The following is a 17244-nucleotide window of genomic DNA, read 5'->3' as shown; positions in this document are numbered from 1 at the left end:
TTAGCCTCACATCTTTAGAGATACTTACATGCTTTTAGCTGGCTCCCGCCTCGCCGGCTGGGCCTTACTTTTCTTCTTGATGAGATAAACCACCCCGCCTGCGGCACCCCTCCTTGAAAAAAGGAGGGGAGTGCAAAAGAATCAAGACGATTTTGTTTGTCGAGGGCCCCTACCCCCACTCGCTGACCGCTCAAACAAAAAATCGTCATCAGTGCACATGGCTAATGCTATTGCTTTGTAGCCTCTGCTTAACACCCCCGTAGTCCCTTCAAGGGGACACTTAGTTGAAGTTGCATAGACAGCAGCTATCGAACTGTTTCCAGTCCTTGGGTTGAGCGCCTTCTGGGTTTCCGGTGCCACGACAGTGGCAGCCGTTAGGCAGGAAAGCTAGACAGCGCGATCCCAAAGGACGAGGCCCCGCGGCCGTGAGCGCACCAAAGCAGACAATGAAAGTATAGGTAAGTAAGACTGAGGAAGAAAGGCAGCTACGAAGCAATGGCTTGCCGACTCAGCTATAAAACTGTATCAGATTTCTCGCTCTGCTCGAAATGACATTTGAGTATGAACATAAAAAAAGGAGCTGCCAGAATCTGGCAGCTCCTTTTTTTATGATTTGCAAACCCTAGTTCGTCATTGCTTTAGTTGCAGGCTTTGCTTCAGCAGGTTTCGTTTCCGCATTATACTTGTTGTCGAATTTCTGATACAGGTAGCGGTGCTTGTTGTTCAGGTCGATCTTACGGCCCTGGATGAACGCGTGCGTTACGTTGTTGGTACGCATGTCCAGCAGGTCGCCGGAAGATACTACCAGCGTTGCATTTTTGCCAACTTCCACAGAACCCACCTCTTTATCGATTCCCAGGATTTTGGCTGTGTTAAGCGTGATGGCAGCAAGTGCCTGCTCTTTGTCCAGGCCGTGCGCTACGGCAGTACCTGCAATAAAAGGCAGGTTACGGATACCGTGGATGCTCAGGTCATAATCCAGTGCGAACGGCACGCCTGCTTTTTGCAGCAGGAATGGCGTTTTGTACGGCATGTCAACATCTTCTTCCGCACGAGATGGCAATGCGTGTACACCGGAGTAGATCACAGGCAGGTTGTTTGCCTTCAGGAAATCGATCACCGCCACAGCATCACCGCCACCCACGATCACGATATCCTTCACGCCAAACTGCTTCACAAAGTTCACGCTCTCAATGATCTCCTTGCCATAGTTCGCATGAATGTAGAGCTTCTTGGAGCCGTCGAACAAGCCAGCCATAGACGAAAGCTTCAGGTTCTCCTTGTCGTTCTTGGCGGCTTTGTAAACAGAAGCATCCCGGAACAATTGTGCCAGGTCGGTTAAAGCCTGCTCGCGCTGCTGTTTGAAATTTGCCAGTCTTGGGTCCGGTGTAGAGCCTGTCTGGATAAGCATGGCCGGCCAGTTGAGGTGAATGCCTTCGTCTGCTTTTACAACAGCATCTTCCCAATTCCAGGCATCCAGTTGCACAACAGAAGAAGAACCGGAAATAGTACCGCCCACCGGCGTTACCTGCGACATCAGCACGCCATTCGCGCGAATGGTCGGGATGATATCAGAGTCGGTATTATAAGCGATAACAGAACGTACGTTCGGGTTCATCTGCCCTACCTCGCGCATGTCGAGTGTCGCGCGCACACTTTCGATCTCGTTAAGACCTAGTTGTGCATTCGGCTGGATCAGGCCCGGGTAGATGTGCTGGCCTGTTACATCCACTACTTCATACCCGTTGGTGTTGGCACCGCTCTTTGGACCGGCGTAGGTGATCTTCCCGTTATCGAACGCTACGGCAGCATTCTCTACCACGGTACCGTTGCCCACGTGCAGGGTAGCGCCTGTAAGTAAGACAGGTTTGCTTTGCTTTGGAGCAGGTGCCGGTACCTGTGCAAACACAGGCACGCTCAGCATCAGCGCAACAAAAGCTGAAATATATCTTTTATGAATCTTCATGATTTTAATTGTTGAATTTTTGATTGCTGATTGCTTATTGTTGATTGTATGGAACAACAATTAACAATCAACAACTAACAATTTAATACGCCAGGTAACCTTCTTCTTCGTTGTGCTCCACATCTTCGCAATGCAGCACGCTCGCTTTTCTTGTTACCGGAGCCTGTGTTTTCGCACCGCTAGATTTCGCGTTCAGCATTTTCTGGATCAGGCGTACACGCTCTTTCTCCAGTTGCTCACGCATTTGGGTGTCACGCTCCAGGTCGTAGTAAGCGATACCGTCCACGAAGGTCTTTTCTGCTCTGGCGTAGATAGAAAGCGGGTGGTTGTTCCACAGCACTACGTCGGCGTCTTTGCCAGTTTTGATGCTGCCCATGCGGTTGTCTAAGTGCAGGAGTTTGGCAGGGTTCAGGGTTACCATTTTCAGGGCTTCCTCTTCGCTCATACCTGCATACTTCACGCTCTTGGCTGCTTCCTGGTTCAGGCGGCGCGCCATCTCGGCATCGTCTGAGTTAATGGCAGTTACCACACCCATTTTATTCATAAGACCAGCATTCTGAGGGATGGCGTCTTTCACCTCCATTTTGTAAGCCCACCAGTCAGCGAAAGTAGAGCCACCGGCTCCGTGCTCACGCATTTTGTCGGCTACTTTATAGCCTTCCAGGATGTGGGTGAACGTATTTACTTTAAAGCCCATCTGGTCTGCCACTTTCATCATCATGTTGATCTCTGACTGCACGTAAGAGTGGCAGGTGATAAAACGCTTGTCATTCAGGATTTCTACCAGTGCTTCGAGCTCCAGGTCGCGGCGTGGTTCGCCAACGGCAGCTTTTTTCTTTTTGGAAAGTTTGTTGTAGCTCTTCCAGGCCTGCTCATACTCTTTGGCACGCTGGAAAGCATCAACGTATACCTGCTCCACACCCATTCGGGTCTGCGGGAAACGCACGCTGTGCAGGTTGCTGCGGTTAGAGTGCTTCACGTTCTCGCCAAGTGCAAACTTGATGAACTCATCTGCATTCTCTATCAACAACTCCTCAGGGCTCTTACCCCAGCGCAGTTTGATAATGGCTGACTGGCCTCCGATTGGGTTGGCAGAACCGTGCAGCAGTTGCGAAGTTGTTACACCACCTGCCAGCTGACGGTAGATGTTGATGTCTTCGTGGTTCACGACATCTTTCATGCGTACTTCAGAAGTTACCGCCTGCGTGCCTTCGTTCACGTCATCCAGGGCAATATGCGAGTGTTCGTCTATAATGCCTGGCGTTACGTGCTTGCCGGTACCATCGATAACACGGGCTCCTGATTCGCTCAGGTTCTTACCAATTTTAGCGATCTTACCATTCTTGAGTAATACGTCGGTGTTCTCCAGCTTGCCCTCTTTTTCGTTTGTCCAAACGGTGGCATTCTTGATCAGCACGGTTTCCTGCTTCGGCAGCTCTGCTTGTCCAAACGCTCTGAATGGATATACCATGTTGCCGAACTCAGGCGCTTTGGCTTCTTTAGCCGCGTCTTTCTTCGCCTGCTGCGTCATCGCTTCGGAGAAGGTGGCAGACCATTTTACCGGCGTTGCATCCGGCAGCTGGCCATCGCCCATCAGGTTTTTATCCGCATACCAGCCGCTCAGGCGGATGGCTTCGTTGCTCTTCTTGTCCTTGTTGAAAGACAGCGTCACCATGTTACCGTTAAAAGATATTTTACCGGTAACCGTATCCTGGCCAATTACTTTCAGCTCTGGTTTATCCGGTGTGCCTGTGATCTGCAGCTTACGGTCAGGCTGCTGCGCGATCTTCAATGTATAAACGCCACGGTAATCGGCAGGCACTTCGGTTATTTTGTATTGGTTGCCCTGTATCCAGTTTTCCAGGATGATGTTGTTATCTGCAAACAGGTTGCCACTTGTGATGATGAAGTTGGCCAGTTTGCCTTTGTCCAGGCTACCAATCACCTTATCAGCATTCAGAAGTTTGGCAGGCGTAGCAGTAAGTGCTTTCAGCGCCTCCTCTTCCGGCAGGCCATATTGTACGGCTTTGCGCAGGTTAGGCAGGAAATCTTTTTTGTCTTTCAGATCAGCAGCCGTGAAAGCGAATGTTACACCTGCTTTCTGCAACATGCCGGCGTTGGCAGGTGCCATTTCCCAGTGCTTCAGCGCCTCCAATGGCACACGACGGGCATCGTAGGTATCCTCCACGTTGTAGGCATCCGGGAAGTTCAAGGTCAGGATCAGCGGGGCGTTGGTCGCTTTTACTTCCTTGATCATCTGGTACTCGTCGCCGGCACCTTTGATGATGTATTGCTTCTTGAACTCATCGCCTACCTTGTCGGCGCGCAGTACGTTCAGCTTGTTATCTACTTCAAATATCTGCGGATACTTGTTCGCGTCGGCAAAAGCCTTTAACGAGATATTTTGCTCGCGGCCTGGGTTCATGGTGTTCCACTGGGCATCGAGGTAAGTCTGGCGCAGCAAGGCAACAGCCCCCATCAGCGAGTTCGGGTAATCCTGGGTAGAGGAGCCACGGTCAAAAGAGAGTGCACCGGCAGCTTTGTCCAGCACCACCACCTCGTTCTCGCGCTTGTCAGCCAGTGTTACCAGCGCGGCCGTACCGCGGGCAATGCCATCCTGGTGCACCGAAAGCACCGCACCAAAACCCAGCTTACGCAGCTCTTCTGCCTGCTTGGCATCTACTTTAAACAGCTCGGCGGCATTGGTTTCCGGTCGGATAGCCTGGTTCCAGCTATAGGCTCCCTGCTTCTTGGACTCGGCCTGCGGAGGCGAACCATAGTTTATGCGGGCAGGTTTTACCTCCGGCATACCGTAGTTGGAGTACATGTCTACCAGTCCCGGGTAAATGTGCTTGCCTTTGGCATCTACTACCACAGCGCCGGCAGGCACTTTTACGTTAGTGCCTACCGCTTCTACTTTACCGTTGCGGATCAGCAGGGTACCGTTGTTGATGGTGGTTTTGTAGTCAGGGTGAATCGTGGCATTGGTGAGGGCTACCAGCCCGGAGCGTTCGTCGTACACCCCGTTGCGCGGAAAGGTCTCCTGTGCCATCACCCTGCCAGCTGCGCCCCAGGCGAGGCAGGCAGCAATGATCAAGACTTTTTTCATCAGATTGTATTAGGTGAAAAGGATTGAGTTAGATTAGTTTATAGTTATCAAATGTAAGTATCCGGTATCTAAAATTCCACAGTTGGAACACAAAATGTTATAACTGTAAAGTGCACAAAATAATTTCATAAATTAAATTGACAAATTACTATATCATGCGTTATAAGCTACTATATTACCAGGGGTTATGTGTAGTTCACGCCGCTTAACCTGCTTCTGTTGCCGTTCGCAAAACCTGTACTATTTATGGTAAAATACCTTGCTGCAGCACTGCTGCTGGCCTGCCTTCTGCCAGGTACAGGCCTGAAAACGTATGCCCAGGATCAGGAGCCGATTTCCGCTCAGTCTGACTTAGATAGGAAAACTGTAAAAGGGTTTATTCCGATACCCGTACTTTATTATACTCCCGACACCAGACTTGGCTTTGGAGCTGCTGTACTTGGCTATTTTAAGCTGCCGAGTAAGGTGGACACGAGCTACACCCGCCTGTCGACGGTGCGCCTGATCGTGGATTATACTTTGAACAAGCAGACCGATCAGTTGCTGGACTGGGTCATTTTTACGAGGGATGAAGGATACCTGCTGCGGGGCGAACTGCGCCACCGCATCTACACCGACCGTTTTTATGGTATAGGCAACAACACTTCTACAGATGATGAAGGCCGCTATGCTTACGATTATGTGAGCGCCCGTTTTGCAGGACTGAAAAAGATAGGCGCCCGCACTTTTGTTGGCCCTGACCTGCAGGTAACCAATTACTATGACCTGGAGCTTGATTCGCTGGACGAGAACAGGGAAAGCCTGCTACAGGCGCAACGCATACCCGGCTACCAGGGCGGGCTGAACAGCGGCCTTGGTTTAGTCTTTTTAGTTGACAGCCGCGACAACGTAGCCTTTGCCAGCAGCGGCATTTACCTCGAAGTTTCGGGGTATCACTTTGGCCGCACGTTTGGTGGCGACTTCAACTACAACAATTTCAACCTTGATTTCCGGAAGTATTTTGAATTAAAGCCCAACAAGGTGTTGGCTTTTAACACCAGCTTCAATTTAAATAACGGCGAGATTCCGGTGATGCGCATGGCCCCTGCCGGCGGCGACCGCATACTTCGGGGTTATGCCAAGAACCGTTTCCTGGAGGATAATTTTGCAGGCGCACAGTTGGAGTACCGCTTCCCGCTTTTCTGGCGTTTAGGCATGGCTGCCTTTGCCGGGGCCGGCGATGTGTTTGAAAAGCCCAGCGATGTGACATTTTCCACGTTGAAGTACTCGGTTGGTTCCGGTCTCCGGTATGCGCTGAACCCGCAGCAGAAATTGAACATCCGGGCAGATGTTGGGTATGGCCGGGAAGGTGTTAATTTCTACATTGTAATAGGCGAGGCTTTTTAACTAAACTCCTCAGGTATAACGCTTTAACACTGTAATTTTCCTGCTTTGGCACCCGCACACCAGGCTGCATAGCCAAAAGCGACAAAAGTCACATAATAAAAAAATAAAGTGGTGTACATTTGCGCGTGAAAGCAAAAACACCCCACTAGCATGCCCAAGCTGTTTCCGCTCACCTCTCCCCTGCTGCAGAAAACGATCTTTATTGTCCTGGTACTACTCATCCTCTTTTCTCCGTTCTTTTCTTCTCCCCTGGCGCTACTGGCCGGTCTGGTGGTGGGGCTACTGATCGGGAATCCGTACACAAAGTATTCGGGTAAAGCATCCAAGCATGTGCTGCAGGGCGCGGTAGTTGGTCTGGGCTTTGGAATCAACCTTTACCAGGTAGCCGAAACCGGCCTGAGCGGGATCATCTATACTTTTGCATCGCTGGCAGCCACGATGGGCATTGGATTGCTGCTGGGCAGGTTTTTCAAGACGCCCTCTAAGCTTACGCACCTGGTTTCCTCGGGCACTGCTATTTGCGGCGGCAGCGCCATTGCAGCCGTAGCTCCTGCCATCAAAGCCGAAGGCAGGGACATTTCAGTAGCGCTCGGGATCGTTTTTATACTTAATGCACTGGCACTTTTCATCTTCCCCTGGGTAGGCAACCTGCTGCACCTCTCGCAGGAACAGTTTGGTATCTGGGCGGCTATTGCCATACACGATACCAGTTCGGTGGTGGGTGCTGCCGCCCGTTACGGCGACGAAGCCCTGCAGATTGCCACAACCCTCAAACTTACCCGCGCCCTCTGGATCGTGCCGCTGGCACTGATCTCAGGACTGCTTTATAAAGATGGCAAAGCCAAAGTAAGCATCCCGCTGTTCATCGTGCTTTTCGTGGCGGCTTCTGTGCTGAATACGTTTCTGCCTGCCCTTGCAACCATAACCCCAGCCATACTTTGGCTGGCGAAAAAAGGGCTCCTGCTCAGTCTTTTTCTCATCGGGGCCAACATCAGCCTCAGCAGCCTGAAATCGATCAGCGCCAAACCTTTCTGGCAGGGGCTTATACTTTGGATTATAGTTGCTTCCACCTCCCTGGCTATTATCTACTTCAGCAGTTAGACTTGTGCTTCATAGACAATAACTATCTTAGTATAAAAATTATCAATTTGAACTATATGTAATGCTACTATACTTTTGGGACATCACGGAAGGAAAAACTTCCCTTTAATCCCAGAAACATGAGCGAGCAAACATCCCATCCGAAACTTACTACTGCCTCCGGCAAACCTTATTACGAGCACGAGAACAGCATGACGGCAGGTCCGCGCGGGCCTATCCTGCTGGAAGATTTCATACTGCACGAGAAGCTGGCGCACTTTAACCGAGAGCGTACCCCGGAGCGTGTTGTACATGCCAAAGGTACCGGAGCTTACGGTACTTTTACCGTAACCCATGACATCACGAAGTATACCAAAGCAAAACTCTTCAACGAGATCGGCAAGGAGACACGCGTTTTCCTGCGCTTCTCTACCGTAGGGGGCGAAAAAGGCAGTGCCGACAGCGAGCGTGACCCGCGTGGCTTTGCCGTGAAGTTTTATACCGAAGACGGCAATTGGGACCTGGTAGGCAACAACACGCCGGTGTTTTTCATCAAAGACCCGAAAAAATTTCCGGACTTTATCCATACCCAGAAACGAGACCCGCGCACCAATACCAAGAGTGCAACCATGATGTGGGATTTCTGGTCGCTGAACCCGGAAAGCCTGCACCAGGTGGTAATTTTGATGAGCAACCGGGGCACGCCTTTCTCGTACCGCCACATGCACGGTTTTGGCAGCCATACGTTCTCGTTCATCAACCAGGACAACGAACGCTTCTTTGTGAAATTCCATTTTAAAACGCTGCAGGGCATTCAGAACTTCACTGATTCAGAAGCTACTGTGATGAAGGGACTGGATCCGGACCAGGCGCAGCGCGACCTGGTAGAGGCCATTGATCGTGGCGACTATCCGCGCTGGGCCCTGAAAGTACAGATCATGCCGGAAGCCGAGGCTGCCACCTATAAATGGAATCCGTTTGACTTGACCAAAGTATGGTCGCAGAAAGATTACCCATTGATTGAGGTAGGTGTACTGGAACTGAACGAAATTCCGGATAATTACTTTGCCCACGTAGAGCAGGCCGCTTTTGCACCGGCGCACCTGGTAGATGGCATCGGCTTCTCGCCAGACCGCATGCTGCAGGGCCGCATCCTGTCTTACCCGGACGCGCACCGTTACCGCATCGGGGCAAACTACGAGCAGATTCCGGTAAACCGTTGCCCGTTTACAGTAAACAACTACCAGCGCGACGGAGCCATGCGCGTAGACGGTAACGGCGGCAGCGCACCCAATTACTTCCCGAACAGCTTTGATAACATAGAGGCAGACGAAAGCTACAAAGAGCCGGCGCAGCACCTGGGCAGCAACGTGGTAGCCGATTGGTACGATCGCAACGCGGAAGGCGAAAACGACCACTACACACAGCCAGGCGATCTGTTCCGACTCATGACGCCGGAGGAAAAGAAGCATACTATCAGCAACATCGTAGGTGCCATGCAAGGTATAGACGGACCGAAGCGGGCAGAGATCATAAACCGTCAGCTGTGCCACTTCTTCCGTGCCGACATTGGCCTTGGGTTGGGAGTAGCGCAAGGGTTAGGCGTAGATATCAGCGCCCACTCGGGAGGCGTACATGCCAACTAATCCAACCAAAAGAGCCGGCCTTTGAAGCCGGCTCTTTTAGTTTCCTTCCCTCTCAAAACTTAAGTACATTGGAACTACTTGTCTTTTACCATTGTCATCTTATTGATACATGAATACATGTTCATGTATAAAATTAGAGGAGGGCCTGAATGGAAGAGTTAAAAGTACGGGTAGATCAGAAGAAATTAGAGCGGGCAGCCAACGTGTTAAAGTGTGTGGCTCATCCGGTTCGTATCAGCATCATTGACCTGCTCGAGCAACGTGAGCGCCTGACAGTAAGCGAACTGCAGGACGTTTTGAATATAGAACAATCTTTGCTTTCGCACCACCTGACCAATATGCGGGACAAGGGCGTGGTACGTACGCAGCGCGGCGGCAAGAACGTATACTACTCCCTGACCGACTTTACCATCTCCAACATCATTGAATGTATTAATGGCTGCAAAACTTTTTAGTACTTTTAGGCAGCTCTACGCGCTACCCTGCTCAGGCAACACTGCCTGCATGAACTGTAATTTATACTTCAGAACCTCTTAAAATATCGTACTATGAAATGGATCGCCCTTAGCTTACTGGTAACTTCGCTCGCCTGCACAGGTCCGCAGCAAACGGAAACCGTATCACAACGTATCTCTGCAACAGAATATAAAGAGCAACATGTCAAAGACAAAAAAGCTGTGCTGGTTGATGTTCGCACTCCTGCTGAGTTTGAAGCAGGACACCTCGAAGGCGCGAAAAACGCCGACTTCCTGAGCGGCGACTTTGCGAAAGAAATGCAGAACTGGGATAAGAACAAGACTTATTACCTGTACTGCGCTTCCGGTAACCGCAGCGGCAAAGCGGCCAAACTGATGGAAGAAGCCGGCTTTAAGAAGATCTACAACATAGGCGGTTACAGCGAACTGAAGACTGCCGGACTATCTGTAAAAGAGTAAACCCGGATCAGGATTTGCAGGATTCTGTAGGATAAACAGGATTCCCAATGCTATGGGAATGTTTTCCCGTAGCAAGGGAATGTGTTCTATAATTGAAATGTATGAAAGGACAGGCTTCGGCTTGTCCTTTTCTGTTTATACTTGGTCTCGCTTATACTTTAGTTTATCCAGTTGCATGTATCAATAGCCCTCGCTCACGTCCGGCGAGCGAAGACATCCATCTTCATGTAAACTGATTTAAGTTCGTAGTTAATCTTCCACTTCTTCCCGAAGCTACACTTTATCCATAGGGGCGCCAAAGTAAAGTACGCCTCATCCTGTTTATCCTATAATCCTGTAAATCCTGATCCAGACAGTACATAGCAAAACAACTATACTTTCTTCTAAAAAAAGTTATATAATATATTTGCAGTATAGATATACCTTAATGTAACTTAGTGCAGCAAAGGAGAAAGGAACAGGGATATGCGCGTACTACACACTTCAGACTGGCACTTGGGCCAGCGCCTCGTTAATCTGGAACGAACCGAAGAGCACCAGCATTTCCTGGACTGGCTCCTGCAAACCATTGAACAGGAGCAGGTAGAAGTACTGCTGATGGCCGGCGATGTATTCGATACCGGTGCCCCATCCAACACGGCCCTGCGCCAATACTATAACTTCCTGACCCGGGTATGCGCTACCTGCTGCCGCCACATCATCATCACGGGCGGTAACCACGATTCAGTTTCCACGCTCAACGCGCCCAAGGAACTGCTCGACTGCTTTAACATAAAAGTGATAGGCGGCGCCACACCGGATCCGTTGGATGAACTGATAGAGCTTCGCAACAAGGCTGGCGAACCGGAACTTGTAGTTTGTGCCGTCCCTTTCCTCCGTGACCGCGACGTGCGCCTGTCGGTGCCAGGCGAGAGCTACGAAGAGCGTGAACAACGCATTAAGCAAGGCATAGCCGCACATTATGCAGCCTTTGTGCCGCACGTGCAAAAGTATAAAGAGCAAAGTATACCGGTGGTAGCCATGGGGCATTTGTTTGCTGCCGGTGGCTCTGCTTCCGATAGCGAGAAAGAGATCCACGTGGGCAACCTTGGCCAGATCGGGGCTGATCAGTTTCCGGCGGAATTTGACTATGTCGCACTCGGACACCTGCACCGCCCGCAGCAGGTTAATAACACGCACCACATCCGCTACTCCGGCTCTCCTATTCCGCTAAGTTTTAGCGAAGTGACCGACAAGAAAGTAGTTTTTATACTTGATTTTGAAGAGGGCAAACTAACCAACCTGCGCGAGTTGGCTATACCCACCTGCCGCAAACTGGTGCGCTTCAAAGGGCCATTGGAGAAGGTAAAACTGCAGCTGGCGGCTTACGATAACAGCAGCTATACTTTACCGGCCTGGGCCGAGCTGCAGCTCGAGTTAGAGGCTGCTCTCCCCGACCTGAATCAGCAACTGGAAGAAGTGCTGCAGCTTAAGAAAGACGAATTGCAACTGCTCATCCACCGCCCGCCGATCATCAAAACTGCCAGGCAAACGCTGGAGCAACAGGTACAGCAGGAAGCAGACCTGCATACGTTAGGCGAGAAAGATGTCTTCCTGAAACGCTGCGAAAGTGCTTTTCCCGAAAGCGATCATACAGAACTGGTGGCCACTTTCTCGGAACTGCTGGAGTTGATGCGGCAGGAGCAGGAGAGTTAGAAAGTTAAAGAAATAAAAGATGAATAATTTTTATCAAAAATATCTAGATATTTTTAAATCTAGCTTAGATATCACTCAACCAATTTTAAGGACTAATCTTGAAGAAGATTCGACCATCGAATTCAAAAAATCATTACACACAAGAGGAGAATCTATAGATAAAGACTATTTAAAAACTATTTCCGGATTTGCCAATAATAAGGGTGGTGTGATCATAATGGGTATAGAGCCCAATACAAAAGAGCTTGTAGGTATAAAACCTCAATTTGAAAATTTAGACAATAGATATGTAAGCACTTCAGTAAGAGAGGGACTTGATGGCTCTTTTGATTACGCCTTTTATACTCAGCGATTCTTAGATAAGGTAATAGGCTTTTTAGTTATCAAAGAAGCTGCAACTAAGCCTGTAATACTGAAAGTTGACTCCTCTTCCTTCAGACTTGGAGAGATTTACTACAGATACCCAGCTCAAACTACTAAAATCCTAGCTGCTGATTTACGCAGAATATTGAACGATGAAGTAAGTAGAAGGCTACAAAGCATGATTGGCAATATCTCAAATCTAGTTGAATTAGGTGATTCCGCCGCAATTCTCAATACTAGCTCGGGTGAAATTCAGGCTGGATCAACGGGGCCTAAATTAGTTCTTGATGAAAAGATCCTAGATAAACTCAACTTAATAAAAGAGGGGCAGTTTAGCGAGACAGATGGTTCTCCTGCGTATGTAATAAAAGGGAATATTGAAGTAGGAAATGTAGAGGTTGTCGAAAAAGCTGTACCCTCAATTATTAATGAATCAGATATTCTCGAGAATTTCTTTAATTCTTATTGTGATGCCCCAAAAGTCATATTAGAAAAATTAGTTTTTCTAAACAGCTACTACTTTCCAATTTATTTTTTTATAAAAGAGGCTAAGCTTACAAAAAAAGGCGCTATTGAATATCTTAAGTCGATAAATAAGCCAGATGTTGTAAAACTTACGAGGGATAGATTAATCGAGAGACTGAATAAATTCGACTACAGACCTCAAGGAACTATTATTCGAGACATAAAGGATACTTTAGATCAGAACTTAGATATTGATACACAGGTTAAGAACATCAAGGCAAGAGAGAAGGTAAAATATAATGAAACTCAAATAGAGAGAACACTATTTTACAATACACTCTGTATGCAACAAGAGATACATGAACATATTCTAAGCCAATACAATAAGCGTATCATTGAGGCATTTTCTAATATTAGTTCTGACATTCTTATCGAATCATCACAATATTACTTATCTGTGTTAACGCGTTTGAATAAGGTAGAAAAATCTCATGACGTAATTACATTATTTAGAAAGGTTATATGTTATTTAGATCAGCTTCTTTACTCTAAGTCATTATCAATTCAGAATTCATAGTATATATTTAGTATTAGCTTACGCTCTCGCATTTATGCCGAATATGTGCAGTTCATCATATTTGCACTATTTGAATTGATTAAATATTCATTACTCCCATGAAAATTCTTGCCGTACGCTTCCTGAACCTGAACTCGCTGAAGGGTGAACATGAGATCCGTTTCGACCAAAGTCCATTGGCCGACGCCGGCTTGTTTGCCATTACCGGACCAACAGGTGCCGGCAAAACTACGATCCTGGATGCGATCACGGTAGGGTTGTACGGGATGGTGCACCGCCACAGCACCGATAAGCCACTGGAACTGATGACACGCCACACGGCAGAATCCTACGCCGAGGTGGAGTTTGAAGCTAATGGCAAAGTATACCGATCCAAGTGGCACCTGCGCCGCAGCCGGGGCAAGGTAGATGGCAAGATCCAGGCCGTGCACATGGAGCTTTTTGACTGTGAGGCCAACGAGCTTTTTGACCTGAAGCCTAGCCAGGTACCCGACAAGGTAGCCGAGATCTGCGGTTTGGATTACAGCCAGTTTTTGCGCTCTGTCATGCTCTCGCAGGGCGACTTTGCCCGTTTCCTGAAAGCCAACCCTAATGAGCGCAGCAGTTTGCTCGAGAAGATCACCGACACGGGCATCTACTCCGACATCTCGCGCTTTGCCTATGAAAAAGCCAAAACAGAACGTCAGAAGAAAGAGGAGCTGGAGCGCCGCCTGCAGGACAGTAAATTACTCCCCGAAGAGCAGCGCCAGGGCTACGAACAAAGTATAGCCGAACTTACCGCACAGGAAACCACACTTGATCAGGAGACCAAAACGCTGCAGGAACAGGTGCAGTGGCTGCAGCAGGTTACGCAATTGCAGGAAAGAGCCGAACGGCAGCAGGTATCCCTGCAGGCACAGGAGCAAAAGCTGGAAAGCCTGCAGCCTGATTTCCAGAAACTGCAGCAACACGAGCAGGCCCGCCAGTATGAAAGCCAGCTGACACGCATCGAAGTAACAAACGGGCAGCTGGTGCAGGTACAGTCTCAACTCGACACATTAGTGCAGCGCATTCCTGTGCTGGAGGCGGAAGTAGAGCTAAGCGGCAGTGTTGCCACCGAAGCAGGCAAAGCGCACCAGCAGCAGGAAGAAGCATTGCAGAAACTGGAACCCGTTCTGGTACAGGCAACCAGGCTCGATCACCAGCTGCATACAATTCGGGAAACTTACCTGAAAGATAAAACCAGCTATGTGGCTTTCGAGGAAGCGTTGAAGCTGGAACAGGCACTGCTGCAAACAAAAGAACAGGAGCTCGACAAGCTAACCCAAGAAGCTACGGCCTCTAAAAACTGGCTGCAGCAGCATGCCGGGTTGCAGGATCTGCGCGAGCATCTGCCGGAGTTCCGACAGATCCTCCGAGACCTGCATGAGGTTGAGCAGCGTATCAGGCGCAGCCAACAGGAGCAGCAGGAGCTACAAACCCAACTGCAGCAGGAGGCAAAACAGCGCGAAGCGCAAGGTATAAAACAGCAGCGAACAGAAGCCCAACTCCAGGCTTTTGAGCATCAGAAACAGGAGAAACTAACACAGCTCCAAGCCATACTTTCAGAAAGAACCCTTGAGGAACTGGAGCGTTCGGCACAGGAGCAGCCGCTGCTGCTAGCCCGATTTGAGAAGCTGCTGGAACTGGCAAAACAACATACATCCCTACAGCAGAAATTACAGGAGCTTACTCAACTGCTAACCCGGCACGAGCAGGAAACAAAAGAACATGCTGCTCAGTTGGAGGCTACGCAGCAGAAGTATACCGAGTCTCTGGAACGTCTAGAGGACCTGCAGAAACTGGTACAGCTGCAGCAACAGATACAGAAGTATGAGGAGGCGCGCCATACCCTGCAACCTGATCACCCCTGCCCGCTGTGCGGATCGGAGCACCATCCTTTCGTAGAAAATAACTATACCATCAGCCTACCGGAAGAGGTCCAAAAAAGGGACAAACAACAGGTACTGGTAACGGAGTTACAGCAAGGTATACATGCGCTGCAGCTGCAACTCAACACAGTGCAGCAAAAAACACAGCTGGCAACAACTGCTAAAACCGAAACTGAGGCCGAGCTCAACAGGCTGCGCCAGATTTTTGCAGCTACAGCCCCGGATGCAAGTATAAATATAGAAGAAACCGAAAAACTAGAGCATTACCTGCAGTCGCAACAACAGGCACTTGGCCAGCTGCAGCAGTCGCTTTCCCAGGCACGCGCCTTAAGCCGCGAACTGGAAAGTATAAACCAGCAAACGCAGCAGCAGCGCGAAGCACAATTACAGGTACAGGCACAAATCAACCAGCTTGCACAGTCGGAGAAGCACCTGCAGTTGCAACTACAGAAGCTGCAAACCGCGCTTACCGATGAGCAGGAACAGCAGCGGGCGCACACGCAAATGGCCGAATCTTTTGCCGCTACTTATAACCAAAAGTATAGCCCGGAAACACGCACGAATCTCTTGAAAACGCTGGAGCAACAGGCTGCCGACTACCTGCTAAAGCAGCAGGCACTTGAGGCCATGCGCGAAAAGTACATCGAGCTGAAGGAGCTTGTGAAAAACCTGGCTGCCAAGGTGCAGGAGAAAACACTGGAGCTTACAACGCGTCAGCAAAACCTGAAAGACACACACGCACAACTCACGCAGTTAAAAGAAGAGCGTACCCGCTTGTTTGGCGACAAAGACCCGCAGCAGGAGCGCCAGCGTGCGCAGCACGAACTGAAAACGCGCGCTGCCCAGGCCGAAGAAGCCCGAGCTGCCCACCAGCGCAAGCAACAGGAACTGCAGGAAAGCCGCCAGCGCCAGCAGGAGTGTAAGCAGGCACATCAGCAAAATAAATCGATGCTCGATGAGCTGCGCGACGGGCTACTGCGCGTGCTGAAGCAGCAGGGTATCGAAACCATAGAAATGCTGAGCCAGATGCTGCTGAACCGCGACGAAGCCGACCGGCTGGCCAACCTGAAAGCACAAACAGAAAAGCACCTGACCGAGCTACGCCGTACGCTGGCAGATGTACAGCACGAGCTGGAACAGGCCAGGGCCAGAAACCTGACGACTCAAAGTATAGAAAACCTGCAGAAACTATACCTGGAGAAAACCCAACAACAGCGCGAACTGATCGCCACGCGTGCCAGGTATGAGCAGTTGCTGGAACAGGACAAACAGCAACGCGAAAAGAACCGCGAACTGGCCGGGCAACTGCAGGTACAGCAGCAGGAATGCAACCGCTGGGATCAGCTATCCAACCTGATCGGCTCTGCCGACGGCAACAAGTTCAGCCGCTTTGCGCAGGGGCTTACCCTGGCAAGATTAGTGGAGCTGGCCAACCGCCACCTGCAGAAGCTAAACGACCGCTACCGCATTCTAAAATCATCCGACGAAGACCTGGAGCTGCTGATCGTGGATACGTACCAGGCCGAAGCCGTTCGCCCGATGAACACCCTATCCGGCGGTGAAAGCTTCCTGGTAAGCCTGGCGCTAGCACTGGGCCTTTCTGACCTGGCCGGCCGCCGCACGCAGATCAATTCGCTGTTTATTGATGAGGGCTTTGGCACGCTCGACTCCGACACGCTGGAGGCTGCTATTTCTACCCTGGATAACCTGCAGTCCAGCGGGAAAATGATCGGCATCATTTCCCACGTAGAGGCACTAAAAGAGCGGATCAGTACACAGATTCGTGTTCAGAAACAGCCCGGTGGTGTAAGTAAAGTAGAAGTGGTAAGTTAGCTATTCAGAATTTTCATCAACCTGTACCCCTGGCACGATCAGCTACGCTCGTGCCAGGGGTATATACTTTGCGGCCGGTAACAACTCTGCTTTTTTTCAAAAGAAGTTGGCTCAAACGTGCCGAGAGGGTTGCATAGCTCCCTCCGTCTGAATATCCCAAGCAAACCTGCTAAAACAAATAAAACTACATATCTATTGAGCTGTCTTCGATATTTTAACCCAACAGAAAAACACTCCTGACATTTTCTTACCTGCTTCCGGGCACCAACAGGTATTAAT

The 17244-nt window shown here is 49.8% G+C and carries 10 protein-coding genes; 8 read left to right on the top strand and 2 right to left on the bottom strand.

The genetic code is table 11. The features are described from left to right. Nucleotides 1-622: 622 nt before the first annotated feature. Together MJ611_RS12060 and MJ611_RS12055 are read right to left on the bottom strand one after the other, a co-directional pair. Nucleotides 623-1966, bottom strand: coding sequence for an amidohydrolase family protein (locus MJ611_RS12060; protein ID WP_250430068.1), 1344 nt, complete (start codon nucleotides 1964-1966; stop codon nucleotides 623-625). Nucleotides 1967-2048: 82 nt separating this feature from the next. Then, nucleotides 2049-5075, bottom strand: coding sequence for an amidohydrolase family protein (locus MJ611_RS12055; RefSeq protein WP_250430067.1), 3027 nt, complete (start codon nucleotides 5073-5075; stop codon nucleotides 2049-2051). A 246-nt stretch (nucleotides 5076-5321) separates the two neighbouring features. Here MJ611_RS12055 and MJ611_RS12050 point away from each other — a divergent pair, with 246 nt between their 5' ends. From MJ611_RS12050 to MJ611_RS12015, 8 genes are all read left to right on the top strand, one after another. Next, nucleotides 5322-6461, top strand: coding sequence for a BamA/TamA family outer membrane protein (locus MJ611_RS12050; protein ID WP_250430066.1), 1140 nt, complete (start codon nucleotides 5322-5324; stop codon nucleotides 6459-6461). Between the two features lie 150 nt (nucleotides 6462-6611). Next, on the top strand, nucleotides 6612-7562 hold the full coding sequence (locus tag MJ611_RS12045) for a YeiH family protein (RefSeq protein WP_250430065.1): 951 nt from the start codon (nucleotides 6612-6614) through the stop codon (nucleotides 7560-7562). Nucleotides 7563-7681: 119 nt separating this feature from the next. Next, the gene (locus MJ611_RS12040; protein WP_250430064.1) at nucleotides 7682-9187 is read left to right on the top strand and encodes a catalase; all 1506 of its coding nucleotides are present in this window, start codon (nucleotides 7682-7684) and stop codon (nucleotides 9185-9187) included. A gap of 149 nt (nucleotides 9188-9336) precedes the next feature. Then, the gene (locus MJ611_RS12035; RefSeq protein WP_250430063.1) at nucleotides 9337-9642 is read left to right on the top strand and encodes an ArsR/SmtB family transcription factor; all 306 of its coding nucleotides are present in this window, start codon (nucleotides 9337-9339) and stop codon (nucleotides 9640-9642) included. A 93-nt stretch (nucleotides 9643-9735) separates the two neighbouring features. Beyond that, the gene (locus tag MJ611_RS12030; protein WP_250430062.1) at nucleotides 9736-10122 is read left to right on the top strand and encodes a rhodanese-like domain-containing protein; all 387 of its coding nucleotides are present in this window, start codon (nucleotides 9736-9738) and stop codon (nucleotides 10120-10122) included. Between the two features lie 465 nt (nucleotides 10123-10587). After that, entirely contained in the window at nucleotides 10588-11817 is a 1230-nt protein-coding gene (locus MJ611_RS12025; protein ID WP_250430061.1) for an exonuclease SbcCD subunit D C-terminal domain-containing protein, read from the top strand. Nucleotides 11818-11836: 19 nt separating this feature from the next. Further along, nucleotides 11837-13222, top strand: a complete 1386-nt coding sequence (locus MJ611_RS12020; protein WP_250430060.1) for an ATP-binding protein — start codon at nucleotides 11837-11839, stop codon at nucleotides 13220-13222. 98 nt (nucleotides 13223-13320) lie between these two features. Further along, on the top strand, nucleotides 13321-16965 hold the full coding sequence (locus MJ611_RS12015) for an AAA family ATPase (protein WP_250430059.1): 3645 nt from the start codon (nucleotides 13321-13323) through the stop codon (nucleotides 16963-16965). Nucleotides 16966-17244: the final 279 nt, after the last annotated feature.

The sequence above is a fragment of the Pontibacter ruber genome, from assembly GCF_023630205.1.
Lineage (GTDB): Bacteria > Bacteroidota > Bacteroidia > Cytophagales > Hymenobacteraceae > Pontibacter > Pontibacter ruber.
This window is presented reverse-complemented; position numbering and strand designations above follow the sequence as displayed.

Excerpts from the sequence above, each read along its gene's own strand:
- MJ611_RS12060 (WP_250430068.1), bottom strand. The coding sequence starts at position 1,966 with ATGAAGATTCATAAAAGATATATTTCAGCTTTTGTTGCGCTGATGCTG.
- MJ611_RS12055 (WP_250430067.1), bottom strand. The coding sequence starts at position 5,075 with ATGAAAAAAGTCTTGATCATTGCTGCCTGCCTCGCCTGGGGCGCAGCT.
- MJ611_RS12050 (WP_250430066.1), top strand. The coding sequence starts at position 5,322 with ATGGTAAAATACCTTGCTGCAGCACTGCTGCTGGCCTGCCTTCTGCCA.
- MJ611_RS12045 (WP_250430065.1), top strand. The coding sequence starts at position 6,612 with ATGCCCAAGCTGTTTCCGCTCACCTCTCCCCTGCTGCAGAAAACGATC.
- MJ611_RS12040 (WP_250430064.1), top strand. The coding sequence starts at position 7,682 with ATGAGCGAGCAAACATCCCATCCGAAACTTACTACTGCCTCCGGCAAA.
- MJ611_RS12035 (WP_250430063.1), top strand. The coding sequence starts at position 9,337 with ATGGAAGAGTTAAAAGTACGGGTAGATCAGAAGAAATTAGAGCGGGCA.
- MJ611_RS12030 (WP_250430062.1), top strand. The coding sequence starts at position 9,736 with ATGAAATGGATCGCCCTTAGCTTACTGGTAACTTCGCTCGCCTGCACA.
- MJ611_RS12025 (WP_250430061.1), top strand. The coding sequence starts at position 10,588 with ATGCGCGTACTACACACTTCAGACTGGCACTTGGGCCAGCGCCTCGTT.
- MJ611_RS12020 (WP_250430060.1), top strand. The coding sequence starts at position 11,837 with ATGAATAATTTTTATCAAAAATATCTAGATATTTTTAAATCTAGCTTA.
- MJ611_RS12015 (WP_250430059.1), top strand. The coding sequence starts at position 13,321 with ATGAAAATTCTTGCCGTACGCTTCCTGAACCTGAACTCGCTGAAGGGT.